This window comes from Lactococcus taiwanensis (assembly GCF_017068355.1).
Classification (GTDB): domain Bacteria; phylum Bacillota; class Bacilli; order Lactobacillales; family Streptococcaceae; genus Lactococcus; species Lactococcus taiwanensis.
Genome location: NZ_CP070872.1, coordinates 620,165 through 641,839 on the forward strand (window position 1 = coordinate 620,165; position 21,675 = coordinate 641,839).

General features: G+C 40.3%; 20 protein-coding genes. 10 read left to right on the forward strand and 10 right to left on the reverse strand.

Going from position 1 to position 21,675, the window contains the following annotated elements:
- Positions 1–29 precede the first annotated feature (29 nt).
- On the forward strand, positions 30–1,631 hold the full coding sequence (locus JW886_RS03105; RefSeq protein WP_075524701.1) for a CTP synthase: 1,602 nt from the start codon (positions 30–32) through the stop codon (positions 1,629–1,631).
- 74 nt (positions 1,632–1,705) lie between these two features.
- On the opposite strand, the gene JW886_RS03110 is transcribed toward JW886_RS03105, so the two are convergent.
- The 5 genes from JW886_RS03110 to JW886_RS03130 all read right to left on the reverse strand — a co-directional run bounded on the left by JW886_RS03110 (position 1,706) and on the right by JW886_RS03130 (position 4,867).
- On the reverse strand, positions 1,706–2,554 hold the full coding sequence (locus tag JW886_RS03110; RefSeq protein ID WP_075524700.1) for a DUF1003 domain-containing protein: 849 nt from the start codon (positions 2,552–2,554) through the stop codon (positions 1,706–1,708).
- A 329-nt stretch (positions 2,555–2,883) separates the two neighbouring features.
- Positions 2,884–3,084 carry a YjzD family protein gene (locus tag JW886_RS03115; protein WP_082272282.1) on the reverse strand — a complete coding sequence of 67 codons (201 nt, stop codon included), beginning with the start codon at positions 3,082–3,084 and terminating at the stop codon, positions 2,884–2,886.
- Between the two features lie 112 nt (positions 3,085–3,196).
- Positions 3,197–3,676: a nucleoside 2-deoxyribosyltransferase gene (locus JW886_RS03120; protein ID WP_200407101.1), complete on the reverse strand. Its 480-nt coding sequence runs from the start codon at positions 3,674–3,676 to the stop codon at positions 3,197–3,199.
- Entirely contained in the window at positions 3,660–4,214 is a 555-nt protein-coding gene (locus JW886_RS03125; RefSeq protein ID WP_075524697.1) for an LOG family protein, read from the reverse strand. The genes JW886_RS03120 and JW886_RS03125 overlap by 17 nt, the downstream gene beginning before the upstream one ends.
- Positions 4,214–4,867 (reverse strand): deoxynucleoside kinase, encoded by a 654-nt coding sequence (locus JW886_RS03130; RefSeq protein WP_205872291.1) that lies wholly within the window; start codon positions 4,865–4,867, stop codon positions 4,214–4,216. The genes JW886_RS03125 and JW886_RS03130 overlap by 1 nt, the downstream gene beginning before the upstream one ends.
- A 676-nt stretch (positions 4,868–5,543) precedes the next feature.
- On the opposite strand from JW886_RS03130, the gene JW886_RS03135 reads away from it, so the two are divergent.
- The gene (locus JW886_RS03135; protein WP_205872292.1) at positions 5,544–8,702 is read left to right on the forward strand and encodes a DNA polymerase III subunit alpha; all 3,159 of its coding nucleotides are present in this window, start codon (positions 5,544–5,546) and stop codon (positions 8,700–8,702) included.
- Between the two features lie 40 nt (positions 8,703–8,742).
- On the opposite strand, the gene trhA is transcribed toward JW886_RS03135, so the two are convergent.
- Complete coding sequence (gene trhA / locus JW886_RS03140) at positions 8,743–9,393, reverse strand: PAQR family membrane homeostasis protein TrhA (RefSeq protein ID WP_200407104.1); 651 nt, start codon at positions 9,391–9,393, stop codon at positions 8,743–8,745.
- 201 nt (positions 9,394–9,594) lie between these two features.
- Between trhA and JW886_RS03145 the strand changes: the two genes are divergently transcribed.
- From JW886_RS03145 to JW886_RS03175, 7 genes are all read left to right on the forward strand, one after another.
- Positions 9,595–10,431: a DegV family protein gene (locus tag JW886_RS03145; protein ID WP_205872293.1), complete on the forward strand. Its 837-nt coding sequence runs from the start codon at positions 9,595–9,597 to the stop codon at positions 10,429–10,431.
- Between the two features lie 55 nt (positions 10,432–10,486).
- Entirely contained in the window at positions 10,487–11,317 is an 831-nt protein-coding gene (locus tag JW886_RS03150) for an SGNH/GDSL hydrolase family protein (RefSeq protein ID WP_075524692.1), read from the forward strand.
- On the forward strand, positions 11,318–12,523 hold the full coding sequence (locus tag JW886_RS03155; RefSeq protein ID WP_205872294.1) for a glycoside hydrolase family 3 protein: 1,206 nt from the start codon (positions 11,318–11,320) through the stop codon (positions 12,521–12,523).
- Between the two features lie 7 nt (positions 12,524–12,530).
- On the forward strand, positions 12,531–13,190 hold the full coding sequence (locus JW886_RS03160) for a YpmS family protein (RefSeq protein WP_082272281.1): 660 nt from the start codon (positions 12,531–12,533) through the stop codon (positions 13,188–13,190).
- A 105-nt stretch (positions 13,191–13,295) separates the two neighbouring features.
- Positions 13,296–13,571 (forward strand): HU family DNA-binding protein, encoded by a 276-nt coding sequence (locus tag JW886_RS03165; RefSeq protein ID WP_010905402.1) that lies wholly within the window; start codon positions 13,296–13,298, stop codon positions 13,569–13,571.
- A gap of 225 nt (positions 13,572–13,796) precedes the next feature.
- Positions 13,797–14,942 (forward strand): cysteine desulfurase family protein, encoded by a 1,146-nt coding sequence (locus JW886_RS03170; RefSeq protein ID WP_205872295.1) that lies wholly within the window; start codon positions 13,797–13,799, stop codon positions 14,940–14,942.
- Between the two features lie 96 nt (positions 14,943–15,038).
- Complete coding sequence (locus JW886_RS03175) at positions 15,039–15,935, forward strand: C40 family peptidase (RefSeq protein WP_205872296.1); 897 nt, start codon at positions 15,039–15,041, stop codon at positions 15,933–15,935.
- 47 nt (positions 15,936–15,982) lie between these two features.
- Here the strand turns inward: JW886_RS03175 and cysK are convergent, their stop codons facing one another.
- Positions 15,983–16,915, reverse strand: a complete 933-nt coding sequence (cysK, locus tag JW886_RS03180; RefSeq protein WP_205872297.1) for a cysteine synthase A — start codon at positions 16,913–16,915, stop codon at positions 15,983–15,985.
- A gap of 203 nt (positions 16,916–17,118) precedes the next feature.
- On the opposite strand from cysK, the gene JW886_RS03185 reads away from it, so the two are divergent.
- Positions 17,119–18,231 carry a LysM peptidoglycan-binding domain-containing protein gene (locus JW886_RS03185; RefSeq protein ID WP_205872298.1) on the forward strand — a complete coding sequence of 371 codons (1,113 nt, stop codon included), beginning with the start codon at positions 17,119–17,121 and terminating at the stop codon, positions 18,229–18,231.
- A gap of 67 nt (positions 18,232–18,298) precedes the next feature.
- On the opposite strand, the gene JW886_RS03190 is transcribed toward JW886_RS03185, so the two are convergent.
- The 3 genes from JW886_RS03190 to recU are packed head-to-tail and all read right to left on the reverse strand — an operon-like array spanning position 18,299 to position 21,664.
- Positions 18,299–18,925, reverse strand: a complete 627-nt coding sequence (locus JW886_RS03190; RefSeq protein WP_205872299.1) for an MBL fold metallo-hydrolase — start codon at positions 18,923–18,925, stop codon at positions 18,299–18,301.
- A gap of 11 nt (positions 18,926–18,936) precedes the next feature.
- Positions 18,937–21,027, reverse strand: coding sequence for a transglycosylase domain-containing protein (locus JW886_RS03195; RefSeq protein ID WP_075524685.1), 2,091 nt, complete (start codon positions 21,025–21,027; stop codon positions 18,937–18,939).
- On the reverse strand, positions 21,023–21,664 hold the full coding sequence (recU, locus tag JW886_RS03200) for a Holliday junction resolvase RecU (RefSeq protein ID WP_075524684.1): 642 nt from the start codon (positions 21,662–21,664) through the stop codon (positions 21,023–21,025). The genes JW886_RS03195 and recU overlap by 5 nt, the downstream gene beginning before the upstream one ends.
- Between the last annotated feature and the right edge of the window lie 11 nt (positions 21,665–21,675).

The following is a 21,675-nucleotide window of genomic DNA, read 5'->3' on the forward strand; positions in this document are numbered from 1 at the left end:
GTTGTGTATAAAGATAAGAGGAGATTTAGATGTCAACAAAGTATATTTTCGTCACTGGTGGTGGGACTTCGTCAATGGGTAAAGGTATTGTCGCTGCTTCACTTGGTCGCTTACTCAAAAATCGTGGACTTAAAATTGCAGTCCAAAAATTTGACCCTTACCTTAATATTGACCCAGGGACTATGAGCCCTTACCAACATGGAGAAGTTTTTGTTACAAATGACGGAGCTGAAACAGACCTTGATTTAGGACATTATGAACGCTTTATCGATATTAATTTGAACAAGTATTCTTCTGTATCTTCTGGTAAAGTTTATAATGAAATCCTTCAAAAAGAACGCCGCGGTGAATATCTTGGTGCAACAGTTCAAATGGTTCCACACGTTACCGATATGATTAAAGATAAAATCATGCGCGCTGCAACCACGAGTGATGCAGACGTAATTATCACAGAAGTAGGCGGGACTGTTGGAGATATGGAAGGAATGCCAATGATTGAGGCGATTCGCCAGATGAAAAATGATATGGGTGCTGATAATGTGATGTACATTCATACCGTTCCTATCCTCAATTTGCGCGCAGCAGGAGAGTTGAAGACTAAAGTCGCTCAAAATGCTACTAAAACTTTACGAGAAATGGGAATTCAAGCTAACATGCTTGTTTTGCGTACCGAAGTTCCAATAACAACTGAGATGAAAAATAAAGTTGCCATGTTCTGTGATGTTGCACCTGAAGCGATTATTGAATCATTAGATGTGGAACATCTTTACCAAATCCCACTTAATCTACAAGAGCAAAATATGGATCAAGTCGTTTGTGATCACTTAAACCTTACTGCACCAGCTGCCGATATGACAGAATGGTCAGCAATGGTCGATAAAGTTATGAACTTGAAGAAAAAAGTTAATATTGCGATGGTTGGTAAATACATTGAGGTGCCAGATGCGTATATCTCTGTGGTTGAAGCCTTAAAACACAGTGGCTTTCCACTTGACACAGAAGTGCATGTAGACTGGGTTAACGCGAATGAGTTGACCGATGAAAACGTGGCAATGCGGTTGAAAGATGCCTCAGGTGTGATTGTGCCAGGAGGTTTTGGTCATCGCGGTACGGAAGGTAAGATTGCGGCTATCAAATTTGCTCGTGAAAATGATGTGCCATTTTTGGGGGTTTGTCTTGGTATGCAAATGGCCTGCGTGGAGTTTGGGCGTCACGTGCTCGGGCTAGAAAAGGCTAATTCTTTTGAGTTAGACCCTGAAACACCATACCCTGTTATTGATATTATGCGTGATCAAGTGGATGTGGAAGAGATGGGTGGAACCCTTCGTTTAGGTCTGTATCCTGCAAAACTCAAAAAAGGTTCTAAAGCACAAGAAGCATACAATGGTGCGGAAGTAATTCAACGCCGCCATCGTCATCGCTATGAATTTAACAATAAATATCGTGAACAATACGAAGCAGCCGGTTTTGTATTCTCAGGAGTTTCGCCTGATAACCGTTTGGTTGAAATCGTCGAAATCCCAGAAAATAAATTCTTTGTGGCTGCTCAGTATCATCCAGAGCTTCAATCTCGTCCTAATCATGCAGAAGAACTGTATGCAGCATTTGTAAAAGCTGCTGTTGAGAATTAGAAGAAATTAAAACCTGACGGTAAGTCAGGTTTTTTTATTAGAGAGTAATAAAAAATACTGCCTTTGCAGTATTTTTAATTCGTATTGAGGTTTTCTTCTTCCTCATCATCAGTGTTTTCCTCAATGTTGTCAAGCGTTTCTTCAAAATCATCAAGTTGATCTTCGACGTCATCTAGACGCTCACGAATATCTTGATTTTGTTGATAAACTTCATTAAGCAAAATCTGGATATCCCCAAGCATTTCAGTTTGGATTTTTTGGATTTGCATATTAGAGGCTTGGTCATCCATCATTAAGTGATCTAGCTTTTCATGAAGTGCTGCGACTCCTTTTTCAGATTTGACATTGACTTGGAAGTCATTCTTAGCTGAAAGACGGTCGTGGTGAGCAGCACGATTTTGACTCATCATAATGAGTGGGGCTTGCATGGCTGCAGTGATTGATAGGAAAAGATTGAGTAAGATAAAAGGGTATTTATCCCATTCTACTCCAAAAAGTCCTGTAACATTCACGAACATCCATACAACGAGGATGGCGAGATAAGTGATAATGAAAGCCCAAGAGCCAACGAATTCAGTAACTTTATCAGCGACACGTTCACCGATGGTTTCTTGGGTCTGAAGTTGTTCTTCAACGTCATGAATCTCAAAATTAGCCTTCATGAGTTCTTCATTAAGTTGATCGTTTACCGTGAAATTCTTTTGAAGATCAAGGTGAAATAGGGTGTCTAAGACCTCCAGACGAAATTTAACCTGGTGTTCATTACAGATAAAATCATGAGGTGTTGCTTCGGGATAATCCCGCATGATAACTGTTTGTAGACTTGGATCGAGGTTCTCGAGAAAGTCACCACCTGATACACGGTGAATCCGTCCGTTAACGAGACAAACAACTTTGTTTTTATTTATTGGAGTTGGAGCCATTTAATAGCATGGTTCAAGCTTCAGTTGAACGATAAAATCTTGTTTTGTAAAATAGATCAAGTGTTTAACTGTTTTTAGAGAAAGTTGGCGCAAGAAGAGCGCCAGACTTGGTCAATTTGACAAAATAAGCAATTATTAATGCGGGTTTGGGTCGACCTTTCAAAGCTTGAGCGCTCTCCTTTCGTTAAGTTTATTTTAAGCGGAATTTTGTTCCACATTAAATTATAAAGCTTTTTCTCAGATTTGCAAGCCATAATGTAAAAAAAGAAAGTTCCTTCTATGGGAAGAAACTTTCTTTTCTGTTTTTAATACGTATGAATGTCGTATTTTTAGTTGGCTTTAGCTTCTTTTTCGATAGCTACTGCTTGGAAAAGGTAGACAAAAAGACCGAAGACAAGTGAAACGATGGTTGTCCAAAGTTCAGGGTCTGGAACGCCAGCAAGGGCAGTTGCCACATAACCAACGACTTGCCCCAGTGCAAGAGACCAGAAAAGTGTCACAATAAGTTTCATATTTACGCTTCTTTCCATTATTTTTATATCCGAGTCCAGTATAATACAAATTAACTTAAATTTCAAATTTAAGACGATTTAATAAAGGGAATAAAGACTTGGGTGAAACCGGTCTATAAAAAATAAATGGTTATTGATATTTTCCGTCATAAGGGATAGATGGAGAAGTGAGAAAATCATAACGTTCGACTTGCTCGGGATGGGTGAAGAAAGCTGTATTGCGTTCGGTAAGCATGATGTTGGTAGGAAGATCCTCAATATAGCGGAGCAAATAAGTTGGTTTACCTGTACCAATCGCATAGCCGAGTTCCCAAGCTGTTCCTGAATCTGTATCTTGACCATCAAAATCTGTGATAGCGACAATAACATCTGCTTTATCGACTTCTTTGACATCATTTTCCATGGTTGCTTTTGCCCATGCAGGAGTATATTGTGCAACATCAGGAGCTAAGCCTTCTGGATGTTGGCACCGCATGGGGCTAAAAAAGCTTTCAACGGTTTGGTTTTTTTCTAATGCTTGTTCTAGTTGCTCTACTTTTTGGATTTGTTGAGCACTGAAAAAGGGAGCGGCAAGGTAAACTTTGACAGGTTGGCTAAATTGCTTGTTCAAGATGATTTTCTCCTAATAGATTTATAGTTTCTTCAATATTATCTACGAAGTGCATGGCTGAGGCTACCTCTGAAGAAAGCATCCCCTCCTTAAGTTGAAGTTGAATAAAATGAGAGAGGGAAGAATAAAAAGTTTTTCCGACGAAGATGACAGGGCGTATGCGTGTTTGGTTGATAGCCATTTCGGTAAGAAGTTGAAAAGCTTCTTCCATTGTTCCAAAACCGCCGGGCATTACTACGAACGCATCGCCAAGATCGATCAACTTGCGTTTGCGCTCATCCATACTTTTAGTCAGATAAAGCTGACTAGCATTTTGACGGGGCGGTTCAAGAGGGAGAAAGCCATCAGGGTAAACGGCAATCACGCGTCCATGATGTAAGAGGGCTGCATCAGAAATAGCGCCCATACAACCTTCTTTAGATCCTCCATACACTAAAGTATGCCCGCTTTGGGCAAGGCGTGCACCTAAGTGGGTGCTTGCTTTTTTGTAGAGGGGATTTTTTCCATCGCGGGACGATAAAAATACTGTGACATTCATTAAGCTCTTTCTCCTTCTATTTCTTTTAATTTTTCCTTGATTTGGCGTAAAACTTCTGTTCGGGCGGTAGGATCTTCAACAAAATCATACCGATCGCCATCTATCTGGATTTTGGGACAAATATTAAATGTTTCAAACCATTTGTCGTATCTGTTGTTGAGTTCTTTATAATAGTCATAGAGACTGGGGTCATAGTCCAGTTGTTCGTAGACACGGCCACGTTTTTGTATGCGCTCAAGCATTTTATCAAAGGAAACTTTGACGTGGATTAAGAGATCAGGTCTTTTTTTGAAAGAAAGACTATCGATTTCTTCGAGCATGTTTTGGAGGAGATCATCGTAAACTTCAACCTCAGTTTCATCGGCTCGACCTAAGTCCGCATTCAGATGAAAAAGAAGGCTGTCTTCGTAGATGGAACGATCCAAGACATTGTTATTATGGGATAACGCTTTTTTGATAGAATCAAAGCGTTTGTTAAGAAAATATATTTGTAATAAGAAGGCATATTTTTGAGGATTCTCGTAGAATAAGGGCAAGACTTTATTGTCATCGACACTTTCATAAAAAGCTTGCGTGTTTAATTCTTCCGCCAACATTTCCGTAAGCGAGCTTTTGCCCGCTCCAATTGTTCCAGCTAAAACTAGCACTGTCATTATACCTTTCCTGTTCTATAAATTTTTTTATTGCTGTATTGGTCTAAAAAAAGACATTCGGAAACAACAGCTCGTCAATTATAATGTAAAAAACTTTTGACGTCAAATGGGTTTTTGGTTTCAAATTTTTGAAAAAATTAAGGGGAAAAAGCAAGGTTTTTACTGGCACGAAGTCGTTTTACTGGCTTAAAAATTAGAAATATGTTACACCTATAATTCTTCCTCAGAAAGTGTTTTAAAATAGAGTAGAAAAAACCTATTTTTTAGAGCTATTTGGCGAAAATTTTTTTAAAATGTCTGGCGTTTTCATTTTGAAAAAATTATTTTTAATTATCATTAAGTTTTTTTAGCGTAACAAAATGACAGAAAAACATATTCAACTTTTTCTTTCTAAAAAGAAAGGTCATGAAAGCTTGTTACATGGTTTTTTGCTGACATAAGTAAAAAACTTAACACTAAGTTAAGTAAAGGATTAGAGCGCTATCAAAAAAGATGTTATGAAAATGTAATGTTTCTCACTCGAAATAAGGCAATCAGCTTTTTTTATTTAATGATAAAATAAGCGGAATTTTACTAGAAATCAAGTATAATAGAAGTAAAGGACTTAGTAATGTGTTCAAAAGCTTACTGACAGCTTGGTCAGTAGCAAATTAGACCCATCAACGAAAGGAGAAGCATGTTCACACCACTTAATACAAAAACAGAATACAGCTTTTTAGATAGTATGGTCAAAATTGATGATTATCTGGAAACTGCTGTGCGTTTAGGTTATGAAAGCATTGGTATCTGCGATGTTGGGAATCTCCATGCTGCTTTTCGTTTTGTGAAAAAATCAGAAGCGCTAGGTTTGCAGCCTGTGATAGGTTCAGAGTTAACGTTTGAATGGCAAGGCATCCCTATTGCTTTTTCTTTTATCGCTAAGGACACACAAGGTTACAAAAATTTATTACGGATTTCCACTCTTTATAATTATGGGAGGAGGCAGTTTACAGAGATAGAAGCTTTCTTGGCGGGAGTGGCTGTGGTTATTCCTGAAGCTTACGGTCAGCTCAATGAACTGACCAGACTGTCAGTAATAGCTGAGGGTGCTTACGTGGGTATAGATCAAACGACGCCTATCGGGACCTCTTTTGTTCTTCCCGTCCTTGCTTTTCCAACCGTCCGCTATCTCAATTTTTCGGATCATGAGCTCTTGTCTATACTTCATGCGGTGAGAGATGGGGTACGCTTTGATGAAACACTAACCACAAGCCATCGGGAACTTTTACAAAGACCCGAGGGATATGAGCAGTATTTTCGACAACATTTTCCTGAAGCACTGACAAATCTGTCAGCCCTGACAAGGGGAATTAACTATGATTTTACAGAACAATTAGAATTACCACGTTTTGATAAAAAGCGAGCAGCTGATGAATTACTCCGTGAAACGGCCCTGACAGGTCTGTCAGCTAGAGTAGCATCAGGGGTTGATGAAGCAGCCCTTCCGAACTACCAAAAACGGTTAGAATCAGAACTAACAGTGATTCATCAGATGGGGTTTGATGATTACTTTTTGATTGTAGCTGATTTATTGCGCTACGCAAAAAAACAAGGGATTTATTGCGGAATGGGGCGAGGCTCTGCGGCTGGCTCACTTGTAGCCTATGTTTTGGGAATCACGCAAGTAGATCCAGTAAAAAATAATCTGTTCTTTGAGCGTTTTCTCAATCCAGAACGGGTTGCGATGCCAGATATTGATATAGACATGCCAGATGACCGCCGCGCGGATCTTTTGGCTTATATGAAAAATCGTTATGGCTCCGAACACGTGGCACAGATTGTTACTTTTTCAACCTTAGGAAAACGTCAGGCACTACGTGACGTAGGGAAGGCGTTTGGGATGAGTGAGGCAGAGTTGAGTAACATTACTCGTATGCTTATGCGACGTTATGATCATCTTGCTGATGAATATGCGAATAATCAAAGATTTAAGGCAGAAGTGTTAAAAAATGCAAAACTCAAACGTATTTATGAGGTAGCGCAGCGCATTGAAGGAATGCCACGTCAGACTTCTACTCATGCTTCGGGTGTCGTCTTATCAGAAGAACCTCTAGTCAACTACGTGGCTTTGAAACCTTCGGAAGATCTCGCCCTAACTCAATACGAAGCACCCGATGTTGAAGCAATTGGGCTTTTGAAAATTGACTTTCTTGGTTTAAGAAATCTCACTTTGATTACTCGGATAAGAGAGTTAGTAAAGTCACGCCAAAAGTTAGATATTGATCCGCTCGAAATAGATCTGGAAGATGAAAAAACGTTGGCTCTATTTCGTGCAGGAAACACCTTGGGAATTTTTCAGTTTGAAAACCCACAAATGCGTCGCTTTTTACGCCAGTTAGCCCCTAGCAAGTTTGATGACATTGTGGATGCCACGTCTATTTTTAGGCCAGGACCTTCACAGTTCATTCCCCAATTTGTAGCACGTCGGCATGGAAAAGAGAGAGTACCAGTGGTCGATGATGCCCTTTCTGATATCTTGGCTCCTACCTATGGTATCATGATTTATCAAGAGCAAATCATGCAGGTAGCGCAATCTTTTGCGGGATTTTCTTTAGGAAAAGCTGATTTGTTACGCCGGGCCATTTCCAAAAAAAAGGGAAATGAGTTAGAGGAACTACGTGTAGAATTCTTGAACTCTGCCATAAGCAACGGACATAGTCAAGAACAGGCAGAAACCATTTATGACTTGATTGAACGTTTTGCCAATTACGGTTTTAATCGATCACATGCTTATGCCTATGCTGCTCTGGCTTTTCAGATTGCTTATTTCAAGGCTAATTTTCCTGATGAATTTTATGAAATACAGCTTCGAGACCGTAAACGAGAGCTACTTTTAGGGGATGCGCTAGAACAAAACTACCGTATTGTTCCCGTTTCAATTAATACGATGAAAATGGGTGATTTTGTTAAACAGGGGAAGATTCGTTTAGGTTTTGCACATCTTCAAGGATTTTCTCGTGAGTTCTCACGTTGGATAGTTGAACATCAGCCGTTCGAGGATTTGAGCGCTTTAATCAAGCAGGCGCCACAAAATTTCCAAAAAGTTGAAATGATTTTACCCTTGGTACGCATCGGCGCTTTCGATGAGACTGATGGCCCTAATCGTGGCCAGCTTGCAGCGAATTTAGAAGCTTTGATTAACTATCATCAAACATTTCAGATGGATTTATTTGAAAACAGTCTTTTAAAATTTAGTTATCAAGCTGCACCCGACTATACGCAAGCTGAAAAATACGAATATGAAAAAAGTCTCCTAGGGATAGGAATTACTCCTCATCCTTTGCAAAGCTTGGCAGCAAAACTGGAGGGGAATTTTACCCCCCTTACTAGTTTAGAGAAAAATAGGCGAGCGACGCTCTTAGTCGAAGTAAGCACAATTCGGACCCATCGTACAAAAAATGGTCAAACAATGGCTTTTTTGACAGTAACAGATAGTCGTGAGAAATTAGATGTAACCCTATTCCCTGAAAACTATCGTCAAGTTATGGCTGTGCTTGAAACGGGGAACTTTTACTTTATTATTGGAAAAATTACTGAACGCAATGATGCACTACAAATGGTAGCTGAGCGTTTAGTACCTGTTTTTGAAACAGACCGAAAACTTTGGTTGAATGTGTCCAATGGACAGCATAATCAGAAAATTTCGCAGCTTTTAAAAGAATATCCAGGACCCCATCAAGTTATCCTTCATTTTGCAGATACCAAAACCACTCGACAAACGACATTGTACGTCGAGGAGTCTCAGCAACTCCTTAAACGCCTTGAGGGGTATGTTTTAGCGTCTGTCTACAAATAAAAAAAGCCTTCACTAAGAGGGCTTTTTTATTTAAGATGAACTATCCCACGTAGCCATACACCGAGATAAACATAAGTGCAGCTGCCAATAAGACAAACAAATGCCAGACCACATGAGCAAAGGGAAATCGAAAATGATAGATAGCAGCACCAACAGAATAAACCACTCCACCAAGAACCAGAAGCCAAAAACCAATAGGATCAATTGCCTGCCAAAGGGGATAAATCACAATCAAAATCATCCAACCAAGTACAACGTATAAAATAGTTGATAATTTAGGAGTTCTTCCCCACTTCGGTAAGTAAATTGAAGTCAACACAATTCCCAAAATGGCGCAAATCCAAATAATAGCTAATACAATCCAACCGAGCCAATTGTTGAGAGCAACTAAGCAATAGGGAGTATAAGTTCCTGCGATTAGAAGGTAAATACCATTATGATCAAAAACACGAAAAACTTTTACGGCGCGAGTGAAGTGAAGACTGTGAGCTAAGGTAGAGAAGAGAAAAAGCATGACCAGTGAAGCACCATAAATGGCAAAAGCTGTTACAGCAAGGGCAGAACCAGAAGCCACTCCTTTTAAGATGAGTAAGACTAACGCAGCAATAGATAAGCCTACACCAATGCCATGCGTAATTGCATTAAATATTTCATTAAGAATCTGATAAGTTCTTGAACTTTGTGTTTCCATCTTTTTTCTCCGATTATTGTCGTTTATCCCTTGGTCAAGCAAATTTAAGTGAAGTTATGAAGTCAAAAAAATATGTTTTTCAACCTTTTTTGCTCTTTCCAACTGAAAATTTGTTATAATATATGATAGCACAAATTGTATAGAAAAGGAATTGAACCTGCGAGTTTCTATTCAGGAAATAAGTGAGTTCAAATAGTAAATATGCCAGTAAAAATTGTGACAGATTCATCCATTACGATTGAACCAGAGCTTGTTCGTGAACTTGACATTACTATCGTTCCGTTATCCGTAACCATTGATGGGGTCATGTATTCAGATGAAGATTTGAAGTTTGAAGATTTCATGGTCAAGATGGCTGAAACGAAAAATCTTCCAAAAACAAGTCAACCTCCGGTAGGTGTCTTTGCAGAAGTTTATGAAAATATTGCAGCGCAAGGAGATGAGGTTATCTCGATTCATATGACGGAGACCTTGTCAGGAACAGTTGAAGCCGCACGGCAGGGAGCGATGCTTTCTGGACATGATGTGACGGTCCTTGATAGTGATTTTACCGACCAAGCGCAAAAATTTCAGGTGGTTGAAGCTGCTCGTATGGCAAAAGCGGGCGCAACTAAGGCTGAAATTTTGAAAAAGGTCGACCATATTCGTCAATCTACCGAGCTTTATATTGGTTTTTCAACCTTAGAAAATCTCGTAAAAGGTGGTCGTGTCAGCCGAATGACGGGACTTTTTGGTAGCCTTTTAAATGTACGGGTAATTGGCGATTTGAAAAATCGCGAGCTCAACACTCTTTTGCGTGGACGGGGTAATAAGACCTTTTATAAATGGTTAGATGAATTGGCAAATCATATCAGCTCTTCAGGACGTAAAATTCGAGAAATTGGCATCTCTCATGCTCAAGGGCTTGAATTTTCTCAAAAAGCAAGAGACGTTCTGCAAAAATTTGTAGAGAAACCAATCGCTATAATGGATACGAATACAACCATTGCAACACATACTGGTCCTGGCGCTTGGGCGATTATGATTGATTATGAATGAGAGGAATAAATTGTAATTTTCATTCTGACTGAAAGGAAGATTACAAGAAAAAATAATGAAAAACTTCTTACGTACATTTGCCGGCTTTTTGCTGGCAATTTTGCTCATTTTTTGTGTATTTTGGCTAGTGTTTCCAAAGGCGGGAAATCGCTTTTCAGGTGAAAAACGAACGGTCATTACACAGAAGAAAATTAAATATGCTGCTCTTGGGGATTCTTTGACCGAAGGGGTAGGCGATGCTACAACGCAAGGTGGATTTGTCCCTTTATTTGCTAAGGCGATTGAAAACGGCACAGGAAGTTCGGTCACTAGCCAGAATTTTGGCAAGGCGGGAGATACAAGCACGCAGATTTATAACCGTATGTTAAAGCAAAAGAAGATAACTAAAGGTTTAAAGAAGGCGGATGTGATCACTTTGACGGTTGGTGGCAACGATTTGATGAAGGTTTTACGTGATAATGTGACAAAATTATCAACAATGAGTGAAAAAGATTTCGTCAAACCCGAAGCGGCTTACCAAAAGCGGGTTAAAAAATTATTAGATACAATAAGACAAGACAATCCGAAAGCACAGATCTATGTGTTAGGAATCTATAATCCCTTTTATATTAACTTTCCAGAGATGACAGTGATGCAAAATGTGGTGGATAGTTGGAACAAATCGACTGAAAGTACGGTCAGTAAAGAAAAAAATACTTATTTTGTCCCAATTAATGATCTGCTTTATAAGGGAACAGGAACACAAGCTGTTGAGTCGGATAGTACATCCTCAGAATCTGTGGCAAATAATCTTTTATATACTGGGGATCATTTCCATCCAAATAATACGGGTTATCAAATTATGGCAGATGCAGTGTATGCCAGTTATAAGGAGGTCAATCGTTAAATGAAAAAAAGGCCAAGAAAACAAATAAATAAGCTTGGTCTCTTTGGATTAGGTTTTGCATTGATCATTGTTGCACTTGCTGCTGTAGGGCTTAACTTAAAGACGAAGTCTCACCCCGAACAGGTGAAAAAAACCAGTTCGTCTAGCATCAAAAATGCTGACTCATCTGTCAAAAGAGAAAAGGTACCCTCAGAAAAACTCTCACTGGCCCAAGAAGTGGGTCAGCTCTTTATGGTGGGAATGCCTGCTGCTGATTACAATGAAGCCACAGCATATGCGCTAAGAGATTTACAGGTGGGAAACGTCATCCTGACAGGACGTTCAACACTTGGCGTACAAATGACAAAAAAATTGACCACTCGCCTACAAGATTTGGCGCCTGAGCACCGCAAACTTCTGATTGCCTGTGATCAAGAAGGGGGCGCTGTTCAAGTACTACAAGGAGAAGGATTTACGGCAATTCCTGATGGCATCACACAAGGAACTTGGCAACCGCAAACCTTGAAAAGTAAAGCGAGCGAATGGGGCAGTGCATTAGCAGCGGCTGGTGTGAACTTTAATTTAGCGCCTGTAGCGGATCTTGTGGCTTCTGCTGAGTTTGCGCCATCCAATGCTCCAATTGGTTATTGGGGACGTCAGTACGCTTATACTCCTGATGAAGTTGTGAGCCACGCCAAAGCTTTTTCGGATGGAATGAAAGAAGCACAGGTTTTAACTACGGCGAAGCATTTTCCAGGTTTGGGAGCTGTCAGGGGCAATACCGATACTACGGCAAACGTGCAGGATACTAAGACATCACTGACCAGCCCGTCAGTAAAAGTCTTTGAGCAGCTGATTGAGAAAAATATTTCCTCAATCATGACCGCTACTGCTATCTATACGCAACTTGATGACAAGATGCCTGCAGCTTTTTCAAGTCAAGTTGTTCAGGGCCTTTTACGTGAAAAATTAAAGTTTAAAGGCTTGGTTATTACAGACGACTTGTCGAATGCTGCACAGGTTCAAGCATGGACACCTGCTCAACGCGCCAGCCTTGCTATAGAGGCGGGGAATGATATGGTTTTGGCCAATGATCCCGCTCAGCTTCCAGAGATGGTCACTCATGTCATAGCTAAAGCGGAGTCGGAGCCCGAATTTGCTACTAAAATTCATCAGGCTGCAACTAGAGTTTTAAAAATTAAACAACAAATGAATCTTCTAGAATAGGGAAAAAATGGAAAATCAAGAAACACAAGCACGAAAAACAAGAAAAATGAATCCCAAACCAAGCAAAGAGAAAAAAGAGCCAACTTCTAAATCCAAAAACCCTATTTGGAAATGGTTATTTCTCATCTTGCTTGCAATCAATCTGGCAGGGGTGTTATTTGTAGCTGTTAGGGTAATGATGCCACGTGACCAAGCAGTGCTTACTCAGAAACAAACGAGTACGTCAGATCAAAAAGTAGCCCAGATCACGAGTACAACAGAACAGTTGAATGAGCTAATCAATAGTTATTTAGAACCTTATCAGACTGATGAAATGTCCTATAAGTTTTATATCTCTGAACAAGAAGCAGTGCTTGAAGCTTCCTATCAGCTCTTTGGTACTAAAATCCCGCTTTATATCTATTTTGAACCCTTAGCTTTGGCTGATGGCTCTGTCAGTTTGTCAGTGAAGAGTATCTCCGCTGGAAACTTGAGTTTACCAACCTCAGATATCCTTGCGATGCTTAAATCTTACAACTTACCTAACTTTGTACAAGTAGATAGTAAGAACAGTCAGCTCATTATTAATCTGCCAAAAGTCAAATTAGCATCGGATCTTTATTTGAAGGCAAATCAAATTGATTTGGTCAAAGGAAATTTCGTCTTTGATTTCATGAAAAAAGCCTGAAAAACGGCTTAAAACGGCATTTTGACTTGCAATGTGGGGCAAGATTTGCTAAAATGAAAACTGCCTAAGGTTTAAGGTAAAAAACAAATGGAGGACATTTTTATAATGGCTAACAAACAAGATCTTATCGCTGAAGTTGCAGCAAAAACAGGATTGACTAAAAAAGACTCAGAAAAAGCAGTAAACGCTTTTGGTGAAGTTGTCACTGAATTCCTTGCAAAAGGTGAAAAAGTTCAATTGATCGGTTTCGGTACTTTCGAAACTCGTGAACGTGCAGCTCGCGAAGGTCGTAACCCACAAACTGGTGAAGCAATTAAAATCGCTGCAACAGTTGTCCCTGCATTCAAAGCTGGTAAAGCATTGAAAGACGCTGTTAAATAATTAACGCAATAAAACATCAAGAACCATGAATTTTCATGGTTCTTTTTGTTTGAAAAATGAAAGGAGTGCTTTTCAATTCCAAACCAAAAGAACCATCTCACTGGATTTTATTGTGGTGTTAGTGCAAGCTGCACTGATACTTGCAATGATTTTTTTATTTCTCTCGTTCATTTGCCTTGTTTTGTGATAAAATAGTACTTGATTTTGAAAATGAGGAATGAAAAAATGATTTATTTTGATAATAGTGCGACGACAGCAATTGATCCACAAGTGTTACGGACATTTACTGAAGTCTCAACTAAAATTATGGGGAATCCGTCTAGTTTGCATAGTTTAGGCACTACGGCAACCCGCTTATTAGAAGCATCTCGGCGACAAATTGCTGAATTGCTGGGCATAAAAGCAGAAGAGGTATATTTTACGAGTGGTGGAACAGAAGGGGATAATTGGGTTTTAAAAGGAGTGGCCTTTGAAAAGCGGCCTTATGGAAATCATATTATTGTTTCGAGTGTAGAGCATCCTGCCGTCAAGAATACTGCTGAATGGCTCAAAACTCAAGGGTTTGAGGTAGATTATGCTCCCGTAGATGCACAAGGTGCAGTGGATCTAGAAGCTCTAAAAAAATTGATTCGAGCAGAAACGATTTTAATTTCTGTAATGGCAGTAAACAATGAAGTGGGGACAATTCAACCTATTGCAGCTTTGTCAGAATTACTGAAAGATAAACCAACGATTTCTTTTCATGTCGATGCTGTACAAGCCATTGGGAAAATCCCCGTTGCAGATTGGCTTACGTCACGGGTTGACTTTGCTACCTTATCCGCGCATAAATTTCATGGTCCGCGCGGCGTGGGGATAGTCATTGCTAAGTCAGGTAAGCGTTTAGTTCCTCTTCTTCATGGCGGAGGACAAGAGCACAATCGGCGTTCAACCACAGAAAATTTAGCGGGAATTGCTGCGACGGCTAAAGCGTTGCGCTTAGCGCTGACAGATGAAGCTTTCAAGCGTGAGAAAGTTGCTGCGATGAAAGAAGTGATTCAAAATGAGCTAAAAAAACACGATAAAGTTGTTCTCTTTAGCCAAAAAGAAGGATTTGCCCCTAATATTTTAACTTTTGGTATTCGCGGGGTCAGAGGTGAGGTTGTGGTGCATGCATTTGAGCAACATGATATTTTTATCTCAACTACCTCAGCATGCTCTTCAAAGAAGAATGCAGCAGCTGGAACGCTTGTGGCGATGAATGTTGCCAATAAACTCGCGACGAGCGCAGTACGTCTCTCCTTAGATAGCACAAACAATATGGCTGAAGTTGAGCAATTTCTTACTGTTTTTAGACAAATTTATCAAGAATTAGAAAAAGTGAGCGGCTGACCAGCCTGTCAGTAAAAAAAAAGACATCTCAAGGGTGGCTTTTTTGTTTCTTCGCTTATTAAGCTGTCATTAAACAAGAGATGGTATAAAGTAAAGATGAGAAAACGAAGAAATGCACACCAAAAAAATTCATTGCAAAAAAATGGGATAAAGAAAAAAGCAGGCTTGTTGGTCACAATTGCCTGCTTACTCGTTATACTCGTGTTTTGGGGAAAAACGACCCTGAGTAAGTCCACATCAAAAACGAGTTCAAGTGATTCGGTTACCCTTGTAAAAAATGAAGGGCAGACCTATGCTTATTTGAAGCAGACCAAGCTAACGGGTTTGCAAAAAATAAAAGGAAGCACCTACTATTTTGACCCCTCTACAGGTAAAATGAAGACAGGACTGCTCACGCTTGATAAGGGGACTGTTTATTTTAGTCCTGAGACTGGGAAAATGCAGTATGGTTTAAAGAAAATTGATGGCTATTATTACTACTTTACAAAGAAAGACGGGACTGACGATGTGGTCAAAGCTTATCAAGCTGTTGCTAGTAAGTTGAAAACAAAGAATCAGGTTATTGAAGGAACCATTGCGGCCGGTCTTAAATTAGTCGGAAAAAGTCCTTATGTTTACGGTGGGGGACGGACGGATGACTCGGTAGCTAATAATGAATTTGACTGCTCAAGTTTTATTGCGCAAATGTATCGCTTGGGTGGTCAATCACTTGTTTATCAATTTGCTGCATCCACCACACTGCTCGCACAAACAGGAACGTCACAAAGTTGGACAGATAAAACGCGTGGTGATTTACTCATCACTCCTGATGATGCAACAGAAGAAGAACAGCATGCAGCAATTTACCTTGGGGGAGGCTTTATTTTACATGACTCGACCAGTACAAATGGCGTTAACATTAGCCGACTTAATCAGGTGATTAATAGCGATGTCTTAGGAACGATGACGTGGGGACAATTATTTGAACAAGGTCATGTCCGTCGGGAAGTATAAAAAAAGTTACTGACAGCTTGGTCAGTAACTTTTTAAAGACGCGCAACTTAGTTTTCATCTTCGAAATCATACAGTGTGGTAGAAAGGTAGCGTTCTCCATTATCCGGAGCAAGCGCTAATACTTTTTTACCTTGTCCCAATTCTTTAGCAACTTTCAACGCAGCATAGATAGCAGCCCCGGAAGAGATTCCGACTAAGAAGCCTTCCTTAGCACCTAAGTTTCGGGCGGTTAAAATCGCATCGTCACCTTTGACACGAATGATTTCATCATAAGCATGTGTATCCAAATTTCCTGGGATGAACCCAGCCGAAATACCCTGGATTTTATGTGGACCTGCAGTCTCTCCTGAGAGAATGGCTGATTCATCAGCTTCAACCACGTATGTCTTTACGTCAGGATTCGCTTTTTTGAGTGCATGAGAGACTCCGGTAATGGTTCCTCCTGTCCCTGCACCAGCGACAAAGGCGTCAAGACCGGTGGGACCAAAAGCATCAATGATTTCTGCTCCTGTCGTTTTCTCGTGAATCTCAGGATTGGCGGGGTTCTCAAATTGCATTGCAAGAAAGTAGCCCTCGTTTTTTGCTAATTCTTCGGCTTTAGCAATCGCGCCCTTCATCCCACCAGACGCAGGGGTTAAAACAAGTTGGGCACCATAGGCTTGAATGAGTTTGCGACGTTCAAGTGAAAAACTTTCTGGCATGACAATGACGACCTTGTAACTGAGCGCTGAACCCACAAATGCAAGACCAATTCCTGTATTACCAGAAGTAGGCTCAACAATAGTTCCACCAGGTTTCAAACGACCATCAGCTTCCGCTGCTCGTATCATAGCTAGTGCAATCCGGTCTTTGACTGAACCACCAGGATTGAAAGCTTCCAGTTTCACATAGACGTCTGCACTCTCTTTTGGAACATTGTGCAGTTTTACAATAGGCGTTTGTCCGATTAATTCGGTAATGTTTTTATAAATGTGTGTCATTTTTTTCACCTCATTTTTTATCTCTTTCTATTATAAAACGAATTGTAAAAATTTGCTCACGTTATCCTTTATCACGACCTTAATAAAAATTTATGAGAGAAACACTTTACAAATGGCTAGAAAATTTTTATACTAGAAGTAAGTATATTTATAAACGGTGCAGAGGCACCACATTTATTTTGTAATTATTATGAGGAAAACAAATGAAACGAAAACATAAACTCGCTTTAGGTGCATCAATAGTCGCACTTGCAGGTCTCGGAGGAGTTAAGGCCCAAGCCTCATCTGTCCAAGAAATTATCAATGCTGCTGTCCCTGTCGCTAATGACTACGGGCTTTACCCATCAGTAATGATTGCACAAGGTATTTTAGAGTCCAGTAGTGGTCAAAGTGGCTTAGCTAGCAATTATAATAATATTTTTGGGGTCAAATATACTTCTGGAAATCCTGTATACCTTCCTACCCAAGAATACGTAGACGGTGCTATGGTCAATGTGGTTGAACCTTTCCAAGCTTATGCTTCGCTATATGACGCCTGTGTGGCCCAAGCACAACTCTTAAGAAGTTCTTCTTATTATTCAGGGGCTTGGCGTGAAAATACCAGCTCTTATTTGGATGCAACAGCTTGGCTCGAAGGACGTTATGCTACTGATCCTACTTACGCTTCTAAGCTTAACAGCATCATTGCAGAGCTTGGTCTAAGTGCTTATGACGAGGGAGGACAAATCTCTGCTGGTGTGACTTCAGTCACAACCACATCAGTTACAACGACTTCTTCAGCATCAACAAACGCAGCAGGTACCTACAAAGTTCAAGAAGGAGATTCGCTTTCAGCTATTGCTGCTCAATATGGCACCACAGTAAAAGCGTTAGTATCAGCTAATAGTTTAGAAAATGCTAATGACATCCATGTGGGAGAAGTTTTACAGGTGAGTGGAACAGCCAGTACAGCGAGTGCCACTCGTGTGACATCCACTTCAACATCAAGTGCTCAAGCAGGAAGTTATACTGTCCAATCTGGCGATAGTCTTTACTCAATCGCCGAACAAAATGGCCTTTCTGTTTCGGCACTGATGGCAATAAATGGAATCAGCGATGTGAATTCAATGTTACAAGTCGGACAAAGTTTACAAATTTCAAGCACAAGCAGCACGACTTCCACAAGTACTGTAAGTACCTCTTCATATACTATCCAAAACGGCGATAGCCTTTACTCGATAGCTACGGCGCATGGAATGACTGCAGACCAGTTGGCAGCCATTAATGGTTTTAGTCTTAACCAAATGATTCACCCTGGCCAAACCATTCAAGTCTAAGCCCTTCTCTTTTGACCAAAGGCACGATAAATGAAAAAAGTTACTGACTATGCGGTCAGTAACTTTTTTATTTGAAAAAGGGATTAAAAGTTTTTTCTGTACCAATCGTGGTCTGAGGGCCATGTCCAGGTAAGACGATATAATGCTCTGGCAAGGTGAAAAGCTGTTTTTCTATTGCATCAATCAGTTGATTGTGATTGCCAGTTGGTAAGTCCCAGCGTCCGATTGCATTTTTAAGTAAAGCATCCCCAGTAAAAACAAGCCCCTCCTCATCAAAAACTAAACTTACTCCTCCTATTGAATGTCCCGGTGTTTCTAAAATGCGGAACTTAAAGCCCGATAGCTCATAGGAAGTATTAAATTTATAAAAATGATCAGCTTTGGGAGCTGTCACCTCGCGTCCAAGGAGGAGTGCTGAAGCGTTAAAATAAGGATCTTTAGGCCAATCTTTTTCGGCCTCATGAAGAAAGATAGGAGCCGCTGGAAAAGCATTTTTGAGTGCTTCTAAGCCCATGATGTGATCAAAATGGGCATGGGTCAGTAAAATTCCACTGACCGGGCTGTCAGTAAGGTTAATGTGCTCCATCAGTGCCGAAAGGTCACTTCCTGGATCGATAATGAGTTTAAAAGAAGAATTGCTCAGGAGGTAAGTATTTTCCTGAGCAATTGGATTAATTATTTTTTCAATTTTCATGTGCTGAATTTTTAGTTAGAGCTTGAAGCACTCTCACTTGTTCCTGAAGCATCTGTCTTGACTAAGGCAGTGCCTTGTTGAGCGACATCATCTGGCATTGTCCAAGGTGTAACACTAGAAGGATCAGGATAGAATTTTGACATCATAGCCGAGAATACTTTAGTGGCGATCTGTGTGCTGGTGCCATAGATTGGAGTCATCCGATTCGAATAACCCGTCCACACAGACATTGAATATTGTGGCGTGTAGCCAACAAAGTTTTCATCAGGAGAGATCATTCCAGAGAGTGCGCCATATTTTTCTTTGATTTGAGCCAATTCATCATCTGTATAATTAGAGGTTCCTGTTTTACCAGCGGCAGGAAGTCCTGGTACAGCTGCATAAGAACCAACAGATTGTGAGAGTGGAAGTGTAAGGACACTTTGAAGAATATCCGTCATGATGTAAGCAGTGGAGGCTTCCATTGCACGTGAACGTTCGGGTTTGTATTCTACTGTCCGTCCATCAGGGAAGACTACTTTAGTCACGTAATAGGGTTTGGTGTAAATTCCACCACTAGAAAATGCAGCATAAGCAGCAGCCATTTTTTCAGCGCTGGCACCATATTTATTCCCTGTGTCTTTTTCGTCTGTAGGTACAGTCGCATAGCTTGAAATCGCATTGGAATATTGCATATTACCAAGATTAATTCCTAAACCATTGACGAATTTACTGGATTTATCTAAACCAACATTAATCAAAGTTTTTACTGCTGGAATATTCCGGGAGAGGGCGAGCGCATTTTTTACGGTCATCGCTCCCATGTAATTACTGTCCCAGTTCTTTAGCGCCGTACCATCAGGATAAGTCGTTGCGGCGTCGGTGACAATATCATTTGTTGAAGTATAGACGTTGTTTTCAAAGGCTGGACCATAATCCACGATAGGTTTCATTGTGGAACCCCAGTCACGATCTGTTTGGACAGCTTGATTCAATCCAAAGGTGACATCAGTAGGCTGTTTACGTCCTCCTATTTCTGCGACAACAGCTCCCGTTTGGACATTGATAACTGTTGAAGCCACCTGAAGGTTGTCATCAGGGAATGCCACACTATCATTCGTATTGACGATATTATAAAGATTTTGCTGAGCATTGGTATCTAAGGTCGTATAAATTTTGACCCCTTTGGTCAAGATGTCATCACCAGCAAGGGTTTTAGCTTGGGCAATGGCCTGCTTGAGAAAATTATCAGCATAACTTGGAATAGTGGCACTAGGTTGTAAAGGTTGAAGCCCATCATCTATTGGTGTTGCTAACGCAGTTTTGCGCTCACTTGCCGTAATTTTGTCATAACGATACATAGCGTTGATGACTAAATCTCGCCGATATTTGGCTGCAGTAGGATTAGTATAAGGGTTATATGTTGAAGGGGCTTGAGGCATTCCTGCCAGCAGTGCCAATTGAGCAATTGAAAGATCAGTTAGGCTTTTACCATAGTAAGCTTCGGCTGCTGTGCCCATTCCATAATAACCATTTGCCATGTTGACTTTGTTGACATAAGCCGTAAAAATTTGCTCTTTTGTCCACTTTTGATCCAGTTTCAAAGCCATCCAAGCCTCTTGAATTTTTACACTCAAGGTCTGGTCTGATTTCTCGGTAGAGAAAAAAGAAAGCTTGATCAGCTGCATGTCAAGCGTGGATCCCCCATTGAGTGAGCCACCTTTAACGTTATTAACAAATGCTCCTGCAATCCGGATGGGGTCAATACCACGTGTATTGAAGAAGCGGTGGTCTTCTATAGAAGTTACCGCATTAACTAACATCACGGGTATATTATCTGTTTGAACCAAATTACGTTGTTCAGAACCCAAGGTGGCAACCAATTTTTCATCTGTAGAATATACTTTTGGTGAAGGCATGGATTCTAATTGGTTGAGATCAAGTTTTGGGGCATCTTTAGCATAGTAGACAAACACAGCCCCGCCAGCTGCAAGCCCAAGGATAATAGCTGAAAAGAAGACGATTAAAAATAATTTGAGGGCTGTCCACCATCTTGTCTTACTTTTACTATGTTTCTTACGCTGCTTATGGTCGTGTTTCTTTTGTTTCTTAGAAATTTTAATTTACCTCACAAAGTTTATTCACAATCTCTAGGTATGGAATTCTAGGGATTTGATGGGTTTCAATTTTATAACCTTTTTCCCGAATATAATCAATCGGAATCGATTTTAAGCCTTGCTTTTCTCGATAAAATTTAATCAAATAGGAAGAAGGCAGAAGATAAGTTTCATCAAGAGTAGCAAAATGTAATAAAACAAAAGCAATTCCTGCCTGCGCAAGAACGTTACTCATATGAACAATCTGATGCTCATGAAAATTTTTCAAAGGAAATACCGTTTTTTGATGGGTTTCCTTTGCTTCAAAGTCAATGTAACGTCCCTTGTAAACACCAGAATAGTCGGTAGTTGAAGCTTGTCGGAAATAAGCCTCGGTAATTTTAGCCCGACTCCGTCGTGGATAATCGACCTTTACAATTTGAATAGGGGTAGGTTTTTTGTGGATAACAGCCATGCCATGAGAAAGGTAGTATTCATTTGTCGCATTAATTTCTGCTTCAAAATTCATCCCACGTTTTCCAAAAGCAACGGAACTTTTCAGCTTATCCGCCCGCTTTTTGGTTACTGACAGCTCTGTCAGTGATTTTTCTTTCTTTGGGGCGTGCTGATAAGGCCGTGACCTACCATTAGGATAATTGACCATTTTTTTGTTGC